We start from the raw sequence: 17,083 nt of genomic DNA, 5'->3' as shown, positions 1-17,083 counted from the left end.
CTTCTTCATACCCAACCTTACCCCTTATCCTCAGAGGGAACCCCACTATCCCCAATTCCCCTTTCCCTATTTCATCTTTTAAGAGGAGGTTGGGTTTGTTTGGGTGCTACAGGCGCTTGAGGCGCAGGTGAGTTAGGAACCACGGGAGAAATACCAGGATTGATGCCTTGCCCAGCTGGAGGCTGAGTGATGCTAGGAAAGGGTACAGAATTAGGTGCTAAGGGGAATTTTGGGGTAATATTTCCTTCGGGATTGATTCCTGGTACTGCACCAGTTCCAGGATTGATTGGGAAAGAGGGGACAGTAGGCTGGTTAGGTGAGTTTATGGATGGTTGAGATGGGCCAGGAATAATTCCCAAAGAAACGCGATCGCCCCCTACTTGTCGTAGCAAATCTAATGTCTCAATCACATCGTTGTAAGTTGCTGTGCGCGAAGCATTCAGCACGACAACGGCATTAGGGTTTGCTTGGAGATACTGTTTTAAACTCTGTCTCAAATCTTCCTGTTTTACAGGCTGTTTTTCTATGTAAGTATTGCCTACAGCATCGATGGTCACAATCACACTCCCACTCTGTGACGTTATTCCAGAGACTGTACTAGGGCTGGCTTTAGGCAAATCAACATTTATTGCCTGTTGCCGTGTAAATTGTAAAGCCGCTAATAAAAAAAATGTCAGGATACAAAAAACGACATCAATTAAAGGGATGATTTGAATTTGGACTTCTTCAATTGGAGTATGTAGATTAACTTTCATGTCTTACTCACAAACCTGGTTTGGGGATTGAATTATTGACTATTAATTAGGTGTATTCGGGGGTTCAGGAGGTTCAGAAACTCTAGTCTTTCCTGGCTTGCGGGGTGGAGTGAAATTTTCTGCCACAATTGCTGATGTCCTATTGCTAAAGTCAGGAGGAGACTGGCGATAGAGCAATTCCATCTCATTCCCTGCCTTCCGAAAAACTTTGACTTGGTTGACTACAAAACTTTGAAATAGACGGTAAAATACCAAACTAATGATGGCAACTATTAGCCCACTTGCCGTACTAATTAAGGATTCACCAATACCAGTAGTCACCCCAGCGGTAGATTCAGTTCCCAAATCGCCAATCCGAATTGAGCGCAGAGAGTGGATTAAACCCAAAACTGTACCCAACAATCCTAGCAACGGCGCTAGAGCAATCACGGCTTCTAAAAGTTTTTCGCCCCGCCGCATCCCAGCTAATTCGTCTTCTGCCGTAGCCTCCAGTGCTAGTCGAAAAGTTTCCGCATCACTTTTGGCAAAACGTAGAGGGGCGTAGAGAAAACGCCCGACAGGCTGATGGCTTGCTTCTCTTGCTATGTCCGCAGCTACTTCCCAATTATCCTGGGCAGCATCCAAGACGCGATCGACTATTTGCTTTTCCTGAGTCAAAATTCGCAACCAGAACCATATACGCTCGAAAATCACACTCAAAGCTAGAATCGACAGAATGAGTAAAGGCCACATCGCTGGCCCACCCTTGTAAAACAAATCTAAAATATCCACCGTTTAAATTTCCTCCCTCCACGACTAAAGCAAATGTGTTAAGGCATTTTAATTCTAGAGATTAATGCAAAATGAGGGACTTCCAAAATATAAATTTCTCGAAAACCTAAAAAAACAGTGCAAGGATGATGTATTTGACTGAGGCTGCTGTACTAACTTGCTGCTGGGTAGGCAATCGAATAATAGACCGGTAATTGTTGGCATACTTTTGCTAGACTTCCTTGTAATACCAATTTGAAAAAAGAATGCAATACATAGATAAGACCTTACCCAACCCTCTACAAGGCTTTGGGGAGAGTGTGCGTCAGTAAGCGTGGGCATCTGGTCGCAAACATTTTTTAAATTGATATAACCTAAATCACAGAGGATATTTTCACGTAAAGGAGAAAAATTTTGGCAGCAGTCCGAGTCCGCCAGCATGTTAATCCACTTGGTAAAAAGTATCAAACACCAGCAAGTCACCAAGACTGGGAAAAAATTTATGCCAAGCCAAATCAACAATTACATTTAGATATTGGCTGCGCTAAGGGACTGTTTTTGTTGAATATGGCCAAGATAGAACCTAACTGGAATTTTCTCGGCTTGGAAATTCGAGAACCGCTGGTGGTGGAGGCAAATAAGTTACGTTCTGAGTTAGGTTTAACAAACCTACACTATTTATTTTGCAATGTGAATAACTCACTGCGATCGCTTTTATCTTCCTTCCCTCCAGGAAGTTTACAATGCGTTACAATTCAATTCCCCGATCCTTGGTTTAAAACCCGCCATGCTAAACGTCGTGTAGTCCAACCAGAACTAGTGGCAGACTTAGCTAAGTATCTTGCGATTGGGGGGTTGGTATTTTTACAATCAGATATGGAATTTGTGGCTGTGGAAATGCGCGATCGCTTTGCAGCTAATTCAGCTTTTCAGAAAGTTGGTACAGAAGAATGGTTGGCTGAAAACCCCTTACCAGTCTCCACAGAAAGGGAAATAGGCACGCAAAAAAAAGGTGAACCTATTTATCGGGCTTTGTTTGAAAGAGTGAAAACTACAGAATAGAGATATTTGTAATATCAACTCTGTTCCCAAATTTTGAATTTGAAGTTTTATTGAGCAGACTTATAAATATTTGTTAATATTACTTAAGTCTTGCTTATTATCTTTTCATTAAATATTGCCCAAGCTTGGAAAATTGTTTGGGACATAAATGTTTTATTAAAGGTCAAAAGTTTAATTAAATATTCTTTGATAATTAGTAACAAGCTCTGCTGCTGAAGTGATTAAGAGAGATATAAATTTTCTTAATAAATAGTTATTCACAAAAAACTTCAAATTATTATTTAGTGACATAAAAGGTTTATTTATGTCTAATTATAATTTTCAAAATATAGTTAAATATATTATTACCATGCTTAAAATATATACAATACAGGCTATGGTAATTACAGTACTTAATTATTAAGCCTATATCTAGTTATATCTTCAGAGGAAAAGCACAATGGAAAGGAATAAAAAAAATTCAGATTTTCAATTAGACATTAGTAATCTGATTGATAATGCTGTTAACAATGCAATAGCACGACGGAACCCCAATCAGGATTTAGAAGATGCTTTGCTAACTCTGTCTGATGAAGAAATGGCAAACGTTGCAGGTGGTTTTGTAACGGTTGCAAAATTCGATCCAATTATTGCAGGTGGTATTACAGGTGGTACTGGTGCGATCAAACCAATTAATGATACTCCAGTGATAAAACCAATTATTTGTGGACTAATTGCAGAGCAGAACTTGAGTTGAAAGTACAAGTCTTTGAAGTTACCAGTCAGTATTAAACTCTTGGACATTTAATTTGCTTATTTAGGTTGATGGAGAGCAGTCCAATTCAAAACTATCTGTCAATCTCCATCAGCTTAAAAATACAATTCATTATAGGTTCAATTTATGGAAGACATCGCTACTGAAAAGACTACACTTTGCCCTAGTGCAAGACCAGAATGGCAAGACAGTGTTGTTTTCGGCGTCGTTGGTGGTACAGTCACAGAACCCCGCGTAGCTTATCTTAAGCACCCCCAACCTGTCACAGATGAACTGATAGCAAAAGCTAGTCCAGTAACACCCACTGAAATTTTTCGGACGGCTGCACCCTGTGCAACTAAGGGTTGTCAACATTTTGATGGTAAAGATTGTCGTCTAGCAATGCGAGTTGTAGAAAACTTGCCAAAGGTAGTAGAGGAACTACCACCTTGTTCTATACGCCGAGATTGCCGATGGTGGCAGCAGGAAGGTAAGGCCGCTTGTATGCGTTGTCCACAAGTTATAACAGATAACTACAATCGCTCTGAATTACTACTTAAAGTGGCGACACCAACTGTTAGTTAAGCAAAGCTATGTCTGTAGTTAAATAATTTCAGGAAAAAATTATGTACCTAGAAAATGTTTAAGCCTGCGAATAAGCCTAAATCCAGTCAGAAAATTTAGAGGAACTTGAGGTGGCGACACCAATTCTTGGTTAAGCAAAGCTAGGTCTGTAGTTAAATAATTTTAGGAGAAAATTATGTTTGTAGAAAATGTTCAAGCCTTTTATGCAAGGCTAGCAAATGATGAAGCTTTTCGCACTCAAATTTAAGGAGTGACAAGTAAAGATGAATGTAGCCAAGCTGTTAAAAGTGCTGGCTACAATTTTACCAAGAATGAGTATGAAGAATATACAGATCAATTGTTGGAGTCAACTGATGGCGAGGATGAACTCAAGGATTTAAATTAAAAAGAACTGGAAGCCGTTTTTGGTAGAGCTTCATCAATAATTGCAAAGCCTATTATACAGCCACTATATCAATATATTTTTTGATAACTTAGGATTAAAAAACAAAATTTTGGATATTTTTTTTTATGACAAAACTAGATTATTTATGTCCTTTATTCAACAATAAAAACCTTGAAATAATCGAAGAAATAAATTATTATATTAGTGAGAATAGATTATAAAAATCCTATTCCAATCACAATTATTTTACTTAGGAAGATCCACAATGTCTAAAATTACAATCTCTGATATTGCTATTGACCGAGATGATGAAAGCTTAGTTGAGCAACTAACTGAGCAAGAAGTTAATGGTATTTTTGGTGGTCAAGTAGAAATCACAGTGTCAGTTACAATTAAGTTCTAATTTAGTTCCAATAATACACTCTGTATTTTTCAGGTATTAGCAATGTTAAGATCAGCATAGGCTTTACAGATAAATAGCAGCCCGTGCTGATTTTTTGTGAGTTTGCTAAAGGGAACTAGACCAATCGTGGTCATAGAATTTCTTCCCTTAGTTACTATAAATGAAGCTTTAGGGAAAAGTGAGTGCGAAGGCAGATAACCGACAAAATAGGAAGTCTATGAGCAAATTTTGGGCATTTTTTACTATATCGTGTTTGAATACTACACTGATAAATCGCAAATTATTCAGTTAGAGGTGATCGCTACAGGTATACAAGGGATTCAGATATAGAATTCATATTTGATTTTTGAAATACACGCAGAGTGGTTATTAGCCACTATATTAGGATTTTGGTGGCTACTAACCACCCTACACTACTTAAGATTTTTCACAAATGATTTAGGAATCCTATATTAGTGACATAAAAGGTTTATTTATGTCTTATAAAAATTCATAATAAATGGTTAAATAATTTTCTTATTAATTAAAATAATAAAGATATTAAGCAATCGCTATATTCTGCGAATAAGCCTAAATACAGTCAGCAAATTGAGAGGAAAATCAAGATGAAAGCCAACAATATAAAGTATAACAGTCACGTTGAAATTAACGACCTGATTGATGATGCTGTGAATAGTGCTATGTCCCGCCGAAAACAGGCATTAGATTCAGAAGAAGCTTTGTTAGATTTATCTAATGAGGAAGCAAAAAGCGTTGCAGGTGGTATTACAAGATTTGTAATAACAACAGGAATCATTGCAACAGATATTTTATGAATTTAAAATGGATGGTTTCTTGACGCTATACGGTACTAGTTTTAAGAATTCTTACAGAAGCGGCCTGTGGTAGTAACTCAATTACCACAGGCTGTTTCTGTACATCAAAATTGGTTGATACATTTAAAAATTATGATATTTCTCTTGAACTCTCATAATGTTGTCGATTATTTAGTTGAACAAAGGCTATATAGCCAGTCTGAAAAACTACTCATTACAGTATAACCAGTTGCAGCTAAAAACTTTAATCTATTACTAACTTTACCAAGCGATCGCAAACTTCTAGTTAACCCTCTTCTGTAACTTTCCGTACAGTCAATTTCTGAAAGCTTTATCAGTCAATACAGGCTTTCCTATTAGTAGAAAAAAAATAGGTCTTTCTAATTTGTAGAAATCAAGTAAGCAATGAAAAAGAAAAAAGGTCATAAAGATTTTATATATGCCATCAAATATAAGGTTATTTATTCAAATAAATATAAAAACTTTGTTTTCTAAAAAATCGCTTAGTTAATTTGATGATTAATCAACATATAACTACATTACTTTTGTCCTGTTTTTACTAAAAAACACATTGAAATAATAGATGAAGTAACAGATTATGGTAATAGGAGAAGGCAATTAAAAGTCTAATTCCAACTGAGAAAACTTTACTTATGAGAATATTCCAAATGTCTACAATCACGATTCAAGATATAAAAGATCAGAGCTTAATGACCAAAGTTGACGCTAATGAACTGAATGAAATTCATGGTGGTGGTATAATCAGAGATGCTCTCCATTTTTTAGTTGATGTTATATGCAACTACTTTGAATTGTAAAGTTAAATAAAGCTATAATCCCTGAGCGACTATTAGCTAAGTAACCGTTTAAATCAAGCAGAAATATAGATATGTATAAAGATAATTATTCATACCTATACCCGATTTTTAAATGCACTTCATTCAAGTATGACAGTGTAACTGTTTACTGGAGTTTAGACTAACTGCGATTAATCTAAACTCTATAATTTAATCTATAGGTCAAAATCTAGGTTTTTTTGATGCCTTAATCCTAGTTTAGGATAACTTCAACTTGATTATTTTTTTGCTTCAGCCATCCAGAAAACAAATCTAAGATAATTTTAGAGCGCAGCTTTTTATCTAATTCTGCTTGAATAATTTCCTCTACTAAAATTAGGTGTGCCCCTTTAGAAGTAATAATGGGTTTGAGAAGCTGCGGCGGCTTTGCTGCAAAAACAGCAGCAGAAATCTCCGGCGTCAAATCTTGACGACGCACTATCCCCTTATATCCACCTTTTCGGCGTAACTCTGTATCCTGGATATATTTGTGAGCAACATCATAGAAACTTATCTCATCTTCCCGAATGGCATAGAAGAGTTCCAGCGCCAAGTCTTCATCATCTAAGATAACCTCATACATCACTACGCTGGCATAATCCAATTGGTTTTCAAAAAAGTATGGTTCAACTTTATCCGCAAACAAATGAGCAGCTAACTTTCTAGAAATGACGGTGTTGTAGACAATTTCTTCAAACTCTTCTAGAGACAGGCCATGTTTTCCCAGCCATACCCAGGTATCATTAGCACTATTGAGTTTGTTAATTACCCGCAATTGATCTGCTATTTTCTGAAGTTCCTCAGTCTCTACTTTGATGCTAGCCTCATCTACGGCAGCTACAATAATCTTACGGGTAATAATCTCTTCAATTATTTCAGGAATTTTGCTGGATAGCTTAACTTGCTCAAGAATGTCTTCGTTGGTAATAGTGATAGTTTGTGACATAATGTTTCTCCTAAGTAGATAGACAATATTAAACGTGAAATCACCGCTCCTTCCTAACCCTTTTCTACAAGGAAAGTGCAGAGGAAAAAATTTGTTAGATTAAAGGAGCTTTTTCTCCCTCTTATCTTGTAGGTAAATCAGTAAGGGGGTTAAATTTAGAAATGCATAAGTACCGCGAATCCGTCTACAATTTCACCCCTCCTTGCTGCAACTTCTTAAACGGGTCAAGCAGAAAATCAATAATCCGACGCTGGCGCACAATTACTTCAGCTGTCGCCGTATCTCCAGGATGCAAGGTAATACATTTATTAGCTGAGGGAATACAATTTTGTTTGAGGCCAATTTCCAAATCATAAGCTGCTACCTTCCCATTAGGTGTTTCCACCTCTATCGTAGTAGGAGAAATCTCTAACAATTCTCCTTCCACTATTCCATAATCCTGAAACGGATAAGCATCAAATTTTAACTTTACTGGCAATCCTTTTCGCAAAGAACCACTCTCAGTTGTCGCCATTTGTGCCCGAATTATTAAAGGCGAACCTTGCGGTGCAATCTCCGCAATCATTGCTCCTGGCTGTACCACAGACCCAGCGCGTTGTATCGGTAATTGAAACACTCTACCATTCACAGTGGCTCTTAACTCTCGTTGTCCTAACTGAAATTTTAACGAGATAATCTGACTCTTAGTTTGAGCAATTTCTGCCTGAAGCGTAGTAATTTCTGTCTCCAAACTCTTCTGTTGTTCATCAATTTTTAGCAAAGCAAGTTTGTTGGAACGAGTTAATGTCTGATAACTCCTTTCTTGTTCTTTCAGTCGCAACTGTGCCTGCTCAATATCTGCATTTGCTTGCCGAATAGTCCGCTCATAACTACTCTGTTGTTCTACCAAACGTAGTTTAGCCTGCTGAATATCTGACTGATTTTGTTCGTATAACTGTTGCTTGTCTTTAGCTATATCTTGCTTCTGGACAACATTAATTTCTGGAACAACTCCTGACTGCCAAAGACTGCGATAGCGTTCAACTTCTCGCTCGGTACTCGCTAAACTACTGTTTACTAACTTATTAGCTGTTTGACTATGCTCAAGAGTTTGCCGTGCCTGATTGACTTGAGCCAATTTTTCATCTTTTTGTAAATCATAGGAATTTCTTAGAGCATTCATATTCTGTCGCGCTTGGTCAATTTGAGCCTGCTTTTCTAACTGTTGAGATTGATTTTGTTGCTGTTGAGTTGTCAAAGATACAACTAACTGACTTTTAGATGAATTTAATTGAGAAAGTCGATTTAATTGTCCTTCTAACCTATCCTGTGCCTGCCGCAATTCTGCTTTAACTAATTCCGATTCCAACACCAATAAAGTTTGCCCAGCTTTAACTAGATCGCCTTCCTTTACCCGAATTTCGGCAACAGTACCTGCCACAGCAGCATCCAACCTAACCGTCTTTCCCTTTGGCTCAAGTCGCCCTCTTGCTGTACCTGTTTCATCTACCTTAGACAGCATCGCCCAAGGTAAAATAATCGACACAAATACCACCAAAAAATACAGCAATCCTCTTGTCCAAACCTGGGGCAAGCTATCAAGTAAATCCTTGGTTGCGTAAGCCCAATCATCAGTCGATCTAGCTGGTGTTTGCTCCGTTAAAACTTCCTGGCGCTGTTCTACCTGATAAACTTGGGTTTGAACTCTTCCATTTAATGTGTTTGGCATAATTTTTCCTGATATCAATTTTGGATTTTGGGAAACAAGAAAAGCTTGCTCTTTGTCCTCTTGTTTCACCCTGCTACATCCATCTGCTGATGATTGAGATAAAAATAATGTCCCCGCTTCGCCATCAACTCTTGGTGAGTCCCACTCTCAATCAATACACCGCGATCTAGCACCAAAATTAAATCTGCATGACGCACAGTTGAAAGACGATGGGCGATTATTAAGGTGGTTCTGTCCTTAAGTATTGTGTTCAAATTTGTTTGAATAATCCTTTCTGATTCTGCATCTAGATGGGAAGTCGCCTCATCCAAAATCAATAGCTTGGGATTACCTAATAATGCCTTAGCGATCGCAATTCTTTGTCGCTGTCCTCCAGATAACATCCCGCCTCCTTCACCAATCTGGGTTTCATAACCCATAGGCAACTTTTTAATAAACTCATCAGCCCCCGCCAATCGCGCCGCTTCAATAATCTCTGCTAAAGTTGCCCCAGGATGTGCCAAGCTAATATTTTCCCGAATCGTTCCGCCAAACAAAAAGGTATCTTGGTCAACTACCCCAACTTGCTCGCGTAGAGAACGCAACGAAAGGCTGGCAATATCCTGTCCATCAATCAACACTTTGCCATCTGTGGGGGAATATAACCCTAAAACCAGCTTAGAAATCGTAGTTTTACCCGAACCACTCCGTCCCACTAGAGCAACCATTTGCCCGCTATGTACTTCAAAACTGAGATTTTCTAAAACATTGATATCGCTTTCAGGGTGATAGCGAAATGTCACATTGTCAAAGCGAATGTTACCTTGAATGGGTGGTAAAGATTGCCGCATCTGATGCTGCAAATCCTCTTCTGGTTCTGCATCTAATACATCATTAATGCGTTCCACCGCAATCACCACTTCTTGCAATTGATTCCACAAAACTGTTAATCGTTGGAAGGGTCTAATGATATTTCCCAACAACATATTAAATGCCACCAATTGCCCAATGGTTAGCTGGTTGTGAATCACTTGGTACGCACCAAACCACAGCAAGACGGTAGTTACCACTGCTTCAATTGTGTTGCTAAATATTTGCAGGCGATTGCTGATAATTTGCCCAGAGAAGTTAGTTTTTACTTCTTTACTTAATAACTCTTCCCAATGCCAACGCACTGTCTGTTCTACTGCTGTAGATTTAACTGTTCGCACACCAGAAAGGGCTTCAATTAGATAGCTGCTTTCATTAGCAACAGCATTAAATATTTCCCTAGAAATCCTTTGTAAAAAAGGTGTGGCAATCAATGCCAGCATCAAAAAAGGTGGTACAATCACCAACACCAGCAATGCCATTTTCCAGCTGTACCAAAACATCAATCCTAAATAGATAAAGACAGTGACTAAATCTAAGAGGATGGACAACGCCTCACCGGAGAGGAAGCGTTGAATTTTACGGTTTTCTTGTACGCGAGAGATAATGTCTCCCACATAACGCGACTCAAAGTAACTCAAAGGTAGCCGCAGGGTATGGCGAATAAATCCGACAATTAGTGCTAAATCAAGCTTATTAGCTGTGTGGTCTAACAGATATTGTCGCAACCCTGTCATCGCCACACGGAATAAACTAAAAATTAGTAACCCTAACCCCACCGCCGTTAAGGTTAGTTCAGAACGCTGTACCACTACGCGGTCTAAAATTAACTGGGTAAATAAGGGAGTAACAAGTCCAAATATCTGGATAAATAAGGAAGCGACAAACACTTCCAGCATCACTAAAGAGTGAGGCTTCATTAATTCAAAAAATTGCCAAAAGGGAGTAGAAGTTTCTTTAGTATCTTTAAGCATTGCTGTCGGTTGCAGCAGCAATGTGTAACCAGTCCAGTTGGCTTTAAATTCGGTGTGGCTGAGGGTGCGTTGACCAATAGCGGGGTCGGCGACAATGACGTGTTTGGGGGTAATTTCGTAGACAACGATGTAATGCTTGCCTTCCCAGTGGGCGATCGCAGGCAATTTTTGCTTCGCTAATTGGTCAAGACTCGCTTTCACAGGCCGCGTGCTAAACCCAATACTTTCCGCCGCCACTGATAACCCTCGCAGTGACGAGCCATTGCGGTCAACATTGGCGATATCCCGCAGGCGATTTACACTAAAGTTTTTCCCCCAATAGCGAGACACCATTACTAAACAAGCTGCACCGCAATCCGATCCACTCTGTTGGGCAAAAAACGGATAACGCCGAATCACACGCTGTAATAAATGCCCTACTCGCTGCGTGGAGTTGGGAAAATAGGCTTTGCTTATTTTTTTATCGCCTGGCTTTACTGCTGGCGTTGACAAAATACTCGTTTCATGCAGTCGTTTTGAGTCAGATGGTAGTACTGGGGAATTCACCTGTGGAGGATTACGGGATAGAGCCTTAGCCCACAAATGCTCCCGAATTTGGGGATATTTAGCCATCAATGGCCATAAAACTTCACCCGGAACAAAGCACAGTTGCAAGTTGATTGAAGCCCTAGCAGCGTAAGGTTTAAAGTCTCCCTCCTTAAACAAGGTAAATTCCCCAAATGAGTCACCTGTTTCTAAAGTGGCGATTAACTCATCGGCGCTATCTAGCAACCTGACTTTACCAGCGATCGCAATATAGATTCCTGGTTGAACATCAGTTCCTTGCCAGAATTTGCCGACTTTCGGGTTGATAAATTTAACTTGTTGAAGATAGTGTTGAAATTCCTCTGTCGAAAGAGAATGCCCCAGAATTTTGTTGAACTGTTGTAGAGTTACTAACTGAGCGGATATATCTTGCGCCATGAATGTCTACATCTTTTGCTAATTTGGCAAAGTTAATAGGTAAAAATTCGGGATTATCAGGAATAACTGCCGATTTCAGGTCATTAATCAAAATTTTGGAACCTTGAGTCTGTTCAGTGCTGTTTTGTTCAGAATTGCTGGGTTTTGGTATTGTGGATAATCCCATCTGTTTGAGCAGGCGCTTGATATGGCGATCGCTTACCTCAATCCCAAATTCTTTCGCTAGATGTTTCCCCAGCCAGTTAGCTGTCCATCGCCGAAAAGAATATCCATGATCGCGGGGACTACCTTTAATCAGTTCTTTCAAACGTTCTAAATACTCGTCATTTATTGCCTTCGGGCGACCAATAGGGCAATCTTGCCATTGGTGCGCCATCCCTGTTCGGGCTATGTGCATCCAATGCCTTGCTGTTGCTGGACAACATCCCAAAATTTGACAAATTTCAGTTTGGGTTTTTCCCTCATCTGCCAACAACATGATTTCAATACGTTGTTGGTAAGATTCGGGTAAAGTTTTTTCCAAACTTGCTAACAGTAATTTCCGTTGAAATGATGTTAAATACTTACTGTTAGTTACATTTATGTATCTTGTTTCAATTTTACTTTGGCAGTCCGACATACACGTATAATTAACTAGATTTGTGGACACACAAATGTTTTCTGAACGATGGAGAATTTTGCAATATCCTACTTATAGAGATATTGCAAAAGCTAATTTTTTTGTAACTGTAATACTTATTACGATTTGTTTTTTATTTTATGCAAGAAATAATTGAGTTAAGTAATATGTTTGACAACGGTTTTTAAATATTCCTTTTGTAAGTTTATATTAGGCTACAAATCCAATTTGTAAATTCCGAAAAGAGTCGTTAAATTTTAGTAAATTTTTTGTAAATATAAATTTCTTCTGAGCAGAGAAAAAAGTGATAACGGAGTCGCCATTACCACGGATGAAAATTCGTTTGAAAGATCGCACACGTAAGGGCACAATATATTTATTGTGCCCCAATAATGAACTGTATTCCCCATAGATGAAAATTGCTGTAACCGCTTAAACTTCTAGTAAAGGAAGGGTGACGGTAAAGGTTGTACCTACTCCAACTTGGCTATTAACTACAATTTCGCCTCCATGTGCATCGACACATTTTTTGGCGATCGCTAGTCCCAAGCCAGTACCAGGAATGTTTCCCACATTGTCCGCCCGTCGGAAAGGCTGAAACAATCGTTTTTGGTTCTCTTGAGGAATGCCAATTCCCCAATCTTGAACTCGGAAAATTACTGCTTTTTCTTGACCAATTAGTTCAAAGCGCACCATACCGCCCGGTAGTGAATACTTAATAGCATTGCTAAGTAAATTGCCCAAAATGTGCCGCAGTAAGCTTTCATCCCATAAAGCTTCATCTAATTGCCCAAAACTGGCGAACACTAAAGTCAGATGCTTATCATTTGCAATCAATCGAACTTCATCGACCATTTGGCGACAAAAAGCTTCTAAATCTAAGCAGATGACTTCAAAACCGAGTCTACCAGAATCAGCTTTGCCGATGAATGTAACTTCATCCAATAGCTGCGCCATGTTTTTAATTGCCGAGCGAATCATTTGCAAATGATTTTGTTTTTTCTCTTTAGTTAATCTTTCATCCTGATTTTGTAGCAGTCCAGCAGCCAAGAGAATAGTATTTAGCGGATTGCGGATGTCATGGGAGAGCATTGAGACAAATTCAGATTTGAACTGGTTGAGTTCATTCGCTTTTACGAGTTCCGCAGTTCGTTCTTCAACCCTAGTTTGTAACGTTTCATTGACAGTGCGTAATGATTCTAAAACCTGCTTGCGCTCGATCGCATAACGCAAAGAGCGAACCAACACATCAACATTTACCTGTCGCTTGACTAGATAATCTTGCGCCCCTTGCCGCACTGCTTCAATTGCTAGTTCTTCGTCATTAGTATTTGTTAAAACAACAATCGGTATACTTGGCGCTTGACTAATTAGAAGAGGTAAAGATGACAATCCTTGGCTATCAGGTAAAGTTAAATCTAATAAAATAACATCATAATTACATTGACTTAGTTCCTGAAGTGCTTCGCCCAATCGGGTCACATGAACCAGAGTAAACTCTTGGGACTGGGCTTGCATCAGAAACTCTTGTAGCAACCTAGCAGAAGCTAGGTTATCCTCAATTAACAAGATTTTTACTGAGTAGCTCACAACCATAATCTTCAGGTTTCACCCCCTATTGCTGCTCTATCTTGTCATTTGTCATTTGTCATTTGTCATTAGTTATTAGTTATTCTCCCCCTGCTCCCTGCCCCCTGCCCCCTACCCCCTGCCTACTCCGATGGTAGCGTCACGGTAGAGAGCCAAAAATCTTCAATACTCTTGACGATTTGAAATAATTGGTTGAGGTTGCGAGATTTAGTGATATAGCAATTCACATGTAAATCGTAGCTGTGAAAAATGTCATCCTCATTTTTTGAGGTTGTTAAAACAACAACTGGAATACGCTTTAGTAATGGGTCGGCTTTTATTTCCGCCAGCACTTCTCGACCGTCTTTTTTAGGTAAGTTCAAATCCAGCAGAATGAGGTCAGGGCGTAGTGCATCAGCATATTCACCTTCTTGGCGTAAATAAGCCATAGCATCTATACCATCCCTGACCGTTACCACTTGGTAGGGCACTGAACTATTTTTCAACGCTTCTTGGATTAAGCGAATGTCAGCTTTATTGTCCTCGACCAAAAAGATGGTTTTGTGTTTTTCTCCCGTTTCTACGCTCAAGTTCGCGTCCTCCAACTGGAATCGTAAAGTAGAAGGTTGCGCCTTCACCCAGTTCTGACTCTACCCAGATCCGCCCCCGGTGACATTCGACAATCTTCTTACAGATGGCTAAACCCATACCTGTACCAGTATATTCATCCCGCGTGTGTAAGCGCTGAAAAATTACAAAAATGCGATCGCTAAATTTCGGATCGATACCAATTCCATTATCCCGAACTGAGAATAGCCATGCATCTTCTATCCTTTCTGCTCCCACATGGATTTGTGGCGGCTGGTCACTATGAAACTTGATGGCGTTACCGATGAGGTTTTGGAATAGCTGCATTAGTTGAGTGCTGTCAGCCATAACTATGGGTAAGGGATCGTGGGTGATAGTAGCACCAGTTTCATTAATGCGTTGACGCAAATTGCCCAATCCCCGATTTAAGGCTGTCTCTACCTCGTTCATTTGAAATGCGATCGCTTGCATATCCACTTTTGAGTATGCTAGTACGTCATCAATCAACGTCTGCATCAGGCTAACTCCCTGCACAGCGTAGCTGATAAACTCCTGAGCATCTTCGTCAAGTTCTTCGCTATAGCGCATCTCTAACAGCTGGACGTAATTCACCACTTGATTGAGCGGTTCTTGCAAGTCATGGGAGGCGACGTAGGCAAACTTTTTCAGTTCGGCGTTAGAACGTTCTAAATCCTGGGCTAACTGGGCTAGTTCATCGGCTTGACGCAGCACAATATTAACAATTGCTTTCCGCAATTCTAATGCTGCTTTAACTTCTACATCTTTCCAAGGTAAAGATGTTAAGCGAACCGTTTCTTTCCACAGTTCAAATGATTTGCGCGGACACAGACGAACACTTCCTTCTGACTGATTAACTTCAAACGCCTTATTAGGATCGCCACCCCAATTTACAGTTTGAATTACTTCCGGTCGGAACCACAAAACATAATTGCGCTTGGCGATGGGAATCGCTAATAAACCACTGGCGACATTTTTAAAACTTTCGGCATCTGGATAAATCTGTGGCAAAGAATCTGTATAGAAAACTTCTTCTTCAACATTATTTTTTAGCCATTGGACTAAAAAATTCAGGTCTTCTTCTCTAGGGGTTTCACCAACTACCGTGCAATTTCCGCCAAAACACACGGCTGCACCTTGAGCGCTGGCCAAATCTAAAAGATGTTGAGGGTTTTTAACTAAACCATCAATGAAGTTTTCTTCTTGAGACATGTATTCAATCAAGATTGATTGAAGGTGTGTCAGATTTATCCGGTGATAGTAGTCTTCTGTCTCTTCTCTAGCCGAGATTTCTGCAAATATGACTCGTCCCAAAAATTCGCAGGCTTTACGCAATTCGTAGGAAACATATTTCGGGGATTGATGGTGACAAGCAATTAGTCCCCAGAGTTTTTGGTCTTTAATTAAAGAGATAGTCAGCGAAGCACCTACACCCATATTATGCAAGTACTCTGTATGACAGGAAGCAGCACTTCTGAGAATAGAGTTGGTTAAATTAATCGGGCGATCGCTAATTGGATTATTGACAGGAAAAAGCTTGACTGGCTGGGAATAAGCATCGGGGATGATTCTGATCGAATTAGCAGCAAATAACTTTCTCGCTGGTTTGGGAATATCTGACTCTGGATAATGCAGCCCTAAATATGGTTCTAAGCTTTCTAGCTTTTCTTCAGCGACAACGGAACCATGCCCATCATCATCAAATTTATATAACATTACCCTGTCAAATTCCGTTATTTTCCGAACTTCTTGAACGATAACTTGACAAAAGTCCCGGAGATTTGCTGTTTTTTCTAGTTGGTTGATAGATGCTCTAGCTAGATGATAAAAGCTTAAAAATGGGATATTTTCTTGAGTAAGAGCAGGTTCTAACTCCAAGATTAAAAATCCTTCTGTATTGCGGTGAAATACTGCATCAAATACTACGTATTCATCACCTTTTTTTCGCACCCAAACTTTCGTGGGATTAATAAAATCAAGATTTTCTCCGGATAGCCCTGTTTTAATTCTCTCTATTTGAAAGGGATCGAGTAAATCTTCTAGTTTTTTATGTAACATATTTTCGGGAGCAATTCCGAAAATCTTCAATGTATTAGTGCTAACTTGTAATATTTTTAGCTCAGGCTCCTCCAAGACTAACAGGACACCATGAGGCTGAATTTGGCTAGAAATATGAATCGGTGCCTCTTTCAAGCTAATTAAATTAATACCTGGCAATTGTAAGTTCATTTCCATGACGATCCTCCTGTGTTGTCCGGGAGCATCAAAACTAGAGTATCTATAATAATGCAGAATGATGAATGTAAAAATTTTATAATTTTCCATTCATCATTTTTACTTAGTATCTAATTTCCCATGCCCTGGTGTTGCGTTTTGCAGCCTTAGTTTTATCTGCTTGTGCTTTGAAAAGTCTAACAGTGACTAAAGTTACATAGCGATAAGAAATGTGAAAACCATGTGATTGAACAATTCTATATATGTGTAGCTATGTTAAGTTGAGAAATAAGTTAGGAGTTAGGAGTTAT

At 39.2% G+C, this 17,083-nt stretch carries 15 protein-coding genes; 6 read left to right on the top strand and 9 right to left on the bottom strand.

Translation table 11 applies throughout. The annotated features are described in order from the left end of the window. Positions 1–71: 71 nt before the first annotated feature. On the bottom strand, positions 72–755 hold the full coding sequence (locus tag ACR5KR_RS26310) for a biopolymer transporter ExbD (RefSeq protein WP_448268551.1): 684 nt from the start codon (positions 753–755) through the stop codon (positions 72–74). Positions 756–797: 42 nt separating this feature from the next. Further along, positions 798–1,526 (bottom strand): MotA/TolQ/ExbB proton channel family protein, encoded by a 729-nt coding sequence (locus ACR5KR_RS26305; protein WP_445629826.1) that lies wholly within the window; start codon positions 1,524–1,526, stop codon positions 798–800. 393 nt (positions 1,527–1,919) lie between these two features. Between ACR5KR_RS26305 and trmB the strand changes: the two genes are divergently transcribed. The 6 genes from trmB (at position 1,920) to ACR5KR_RS26275 (ending at position 5,488) form a co-directional block, all read left to right on the top strand. Further along, positions 1,920–2,567, top strand: coding sequence for a tRNA (guanosine(46)-N7)-methyltransferase TrmB (gene trmB / locus ACR5KR_RS26300; protein WP_448268550.1), 648 nt, complete (start codon positions 1,920–1,922; stop codon positions 2,565–2,567). A 439-nt stretch (positions 2,568–3,006) separates the two neighbouring features. After that, positions 3,007–3,303 (top strand): hypothetical protein, encoded by a 297-nt coding sequence (locus tag ACR5KR_RS26295; protein ID WP_448268548.1) that lies wholly within the window; start codon positions 3,007–3,009, stop codon positions 3,301–3,303. Between the two features lie 144 nt (positions 3,304–3,447). Continuing rightward, positions 3,448–3,885 (top strand): nitrogen fixation protein, encoded by a 438-nt coding sequence (locus ACR5KR_RS26290; protein ID WP_448268547.1) that lies wholly within the window; start codon positions 3,448–3,450, stop codon positions 3,883–3,885. 250 nt (positions 3,886–4,135) lie between these two features. Continuing rightward, on the top strand, positions 4,136–4,270 hold the full coding sequence (locus tag ACR5KR_RS26285) for a hypothetical protein (RefSeq protein WP_448268546.1): 135 nt from the start codon (positions 4,136–4,138) through the stop codon (positions 4,268–4,270). A gap of 265 nt (positions 4,271–4,535) precedes the next feature. Continuing rightward, on the top strand, positions 4,536–4,673 hold the full coding sequence (locus tag ACR5KR_RS26280; RefSeq protein WP_448268545.1) for a hypothetical protein: 138 nt from the start codon (positions 4,536–4,538) through the stop codon (positions 4,671–4,673). 605 nt (positions 4,674–5,278) lie between these two features. After that, positions 5,279–5,488 carry a hypothetical protein gene (locus ACR5KR_RS26275; RefSeq protein WP_448268543.1) on the top strand — a complete coding sequence of 70 codons (210 nt, stop codon included), beginning with the start codon at positions 5,279–5,281 and terminating at the stop codon, positions 5,486–5,488. A 1,050-nt stretch (positions 5,489–6,538) separates the two neighbouring features. On the opposite strand, the gene ACR5KR_RS26270 is transcribed toward ACR5KR_RS26275, so the two are convergent. The 7 genes from ACR5KR_RS26270 to ACR5KR_RS26240 all read right to left on the bottom strand — a co-directional run bounded on the left by ACR5KR_RS26270 (position 6,539) and on the right by ACR5KR_RS26240 (position 16,793). Continuing rightward, positions 6,539–7,270: a peptidylprolyl isomerase gene (locus tag ACR5KR_RS26270; protein ID WP_448268542.1), complete on the bottom strand. Its 732-nt coding sequence runs from the start codon at positions 7,268–7,270 to the stop codon at positions 6,539–6,541. A gap of 184 nt (positions 7,271–7,454) precedes the next feature. Next, complete coding sequence (locus ACR5KR_RS26265) at positions 7,455–8,978, bottom strand: HlyD family efflux transporter periplasmic adaptor subunit (RefSeq protein ID WP_448268541.1); 1,524 nt, start codon at positions 8,976–8,978, stop codon at positions 7,455–7,457. A 65-nt stretch (positions 8,979–9,043) separates the two neighbouring features. Next, positions 9,044–11,764, bottom strand: coding sequence for a peptidase domain-containing ABC transporter (locus ACR5KR_RS26260; RefSeq protein WP_448268540.1), 2,721 nt, complete (start codon positions 11,762–11,764; stop codon positions 9,044–9,046). After that, positions 11,658–12,287 carry a helix-turn-helix domain-containing protein gene (locus tag ACR5KR_RS26255; RefSeq protein ID WP_448268538.1) on the bottom strand — a complete coding sequence of 210 codons (630 nt, stop codon included), beginning with the start codon at positions 12,285–12,287 and terminating at the stop codon, positions 11,658–11,660. Before ACR5KR_RS26255 ends, ACR5KR_RS26260 begins: the two co-directional genes overlap by 107 nt. 528 nt (positions 12,288–12,815) lie before the next feature. Continuing rightward, positions 12,816–13,979: an ATP-binding protein gene (locus tag ACR5KR_RS26250; protein WP_445629832.1), complete on the bottom strand. Its 1,164-nt coding sequence runs from the start codon at positions 13,977–13,979 to the stop codon at positions 12,816–12,818. Between the two features lie 116 nt (positions 13,980–14,095). Beyond that, positions 14,096–14,542, bottom strand: a complete 447-nt coding sequence (locus tag ACR5KR_RS26245; protein ID WP_114080291.1) for a response regulator — start codon at positions 14,540–14,542, stop codon at positions 14,096–14,098. Continuing rightward, positions 14,487–16,793 (bottom strand): ATP-binding protein, encoded by a 2,307-nt coding sequence (locus tag ACR5KR_RS26240; protein WP_448268537.1) that lies wholly within the window; start codon positions 16,791–16,793, stop codon positions 14,487–14,489. The genes ACR5KR_RS26245 and ACR5KR_RS26240 overlap by 56 nt, the downstream gene beginning before the upstream one ends. Between the last annotated feature and the right edge of the window lie 290 nt (positions 16,794–17,083).

It is taken from the genome of Nostoc sp. DSM 114159 (assembly GCF_053470285.1).
Note: the sequence above shows the minus strand (reverse complement) of the source record. Positions and strands in the feature narration are given on the sequence as shown.

Excerpts from the sequence above, each read along its gene's own strand:
- ACR5KR_RS26280 (WP_448268545.1), top strand. The coding sequence starts at position 4,536 with ATGTCTAAAATTACAATCTCTGATATTGCTATTGACCGAGATGATGAA.
- ACR5KR_RS26250 (WP_445629832.1), bottom strand. The coding sequence starts at position 13,979 with ATGGTTGTGAGCTACTCAGTAAAAATCTTGTTAATTGAGGATAACCTA.
- ACR5KR_RS26295 (WP_448268548.1), top strand. The coding sequence starts at position 3,007 with ATGGAAAGGAATAAAAAAAATTCAGATTTTCAATTAGACATTAGTAAT.
- ACR5KR_RS26275 (WP_448268543.1), top strand. The coding sequence starts at position 5,279 with ATGAAAGCCAACAATATAAAGTATAACAGTCACGTTGAAATTAACGAC.
- ACR5KR_RS26270 (WP_448268542.1), bottom strand. The coding sequence starts at position 7,270 with ATGTCACAAACTATCACTATTACCAACGAAGACATTCTTGAGCAAGTT.
- ACR5KR_RS26240 (WP_448268537.1), bottom strand. The coding sequence starts at position 16,793 with ATGGAAATGAACTTACAATTGCCAGGTATTAATTTAATTAGCTTGAAA.
- ACR5KR_RS26265 (WP_448268541.1), bottom strand. The coding sequence starts at position 8,978 with ATGCCAAACACATTAAATGGAAGAGTTCAAACCCAAGTTTATCAGGTA.
- ACR5KR_RS26290 (WP_448268547.1), top strand. The coding sequence starts at position 3,448 with ATGGAAGACATCGCTACTGAAAAGACTACACTTTGCCCTAGTGCAAGA.
- ACR5KR_RS26310 (WP_448268551.1), bottom strand. The coding sequence starts at position 755 with ATGAAAGTTAATCTACATACTCCAATTGAAGAAGTCCAAATTCAAATC.
- ACR5KR_RS26260 (WP_448268540.1), bottom strand. The coding sequence starts at position 11,764 with ATGGCGCAAGATATATCCGCTCAGTTAGTAACTCTACAACAGTTCAAC.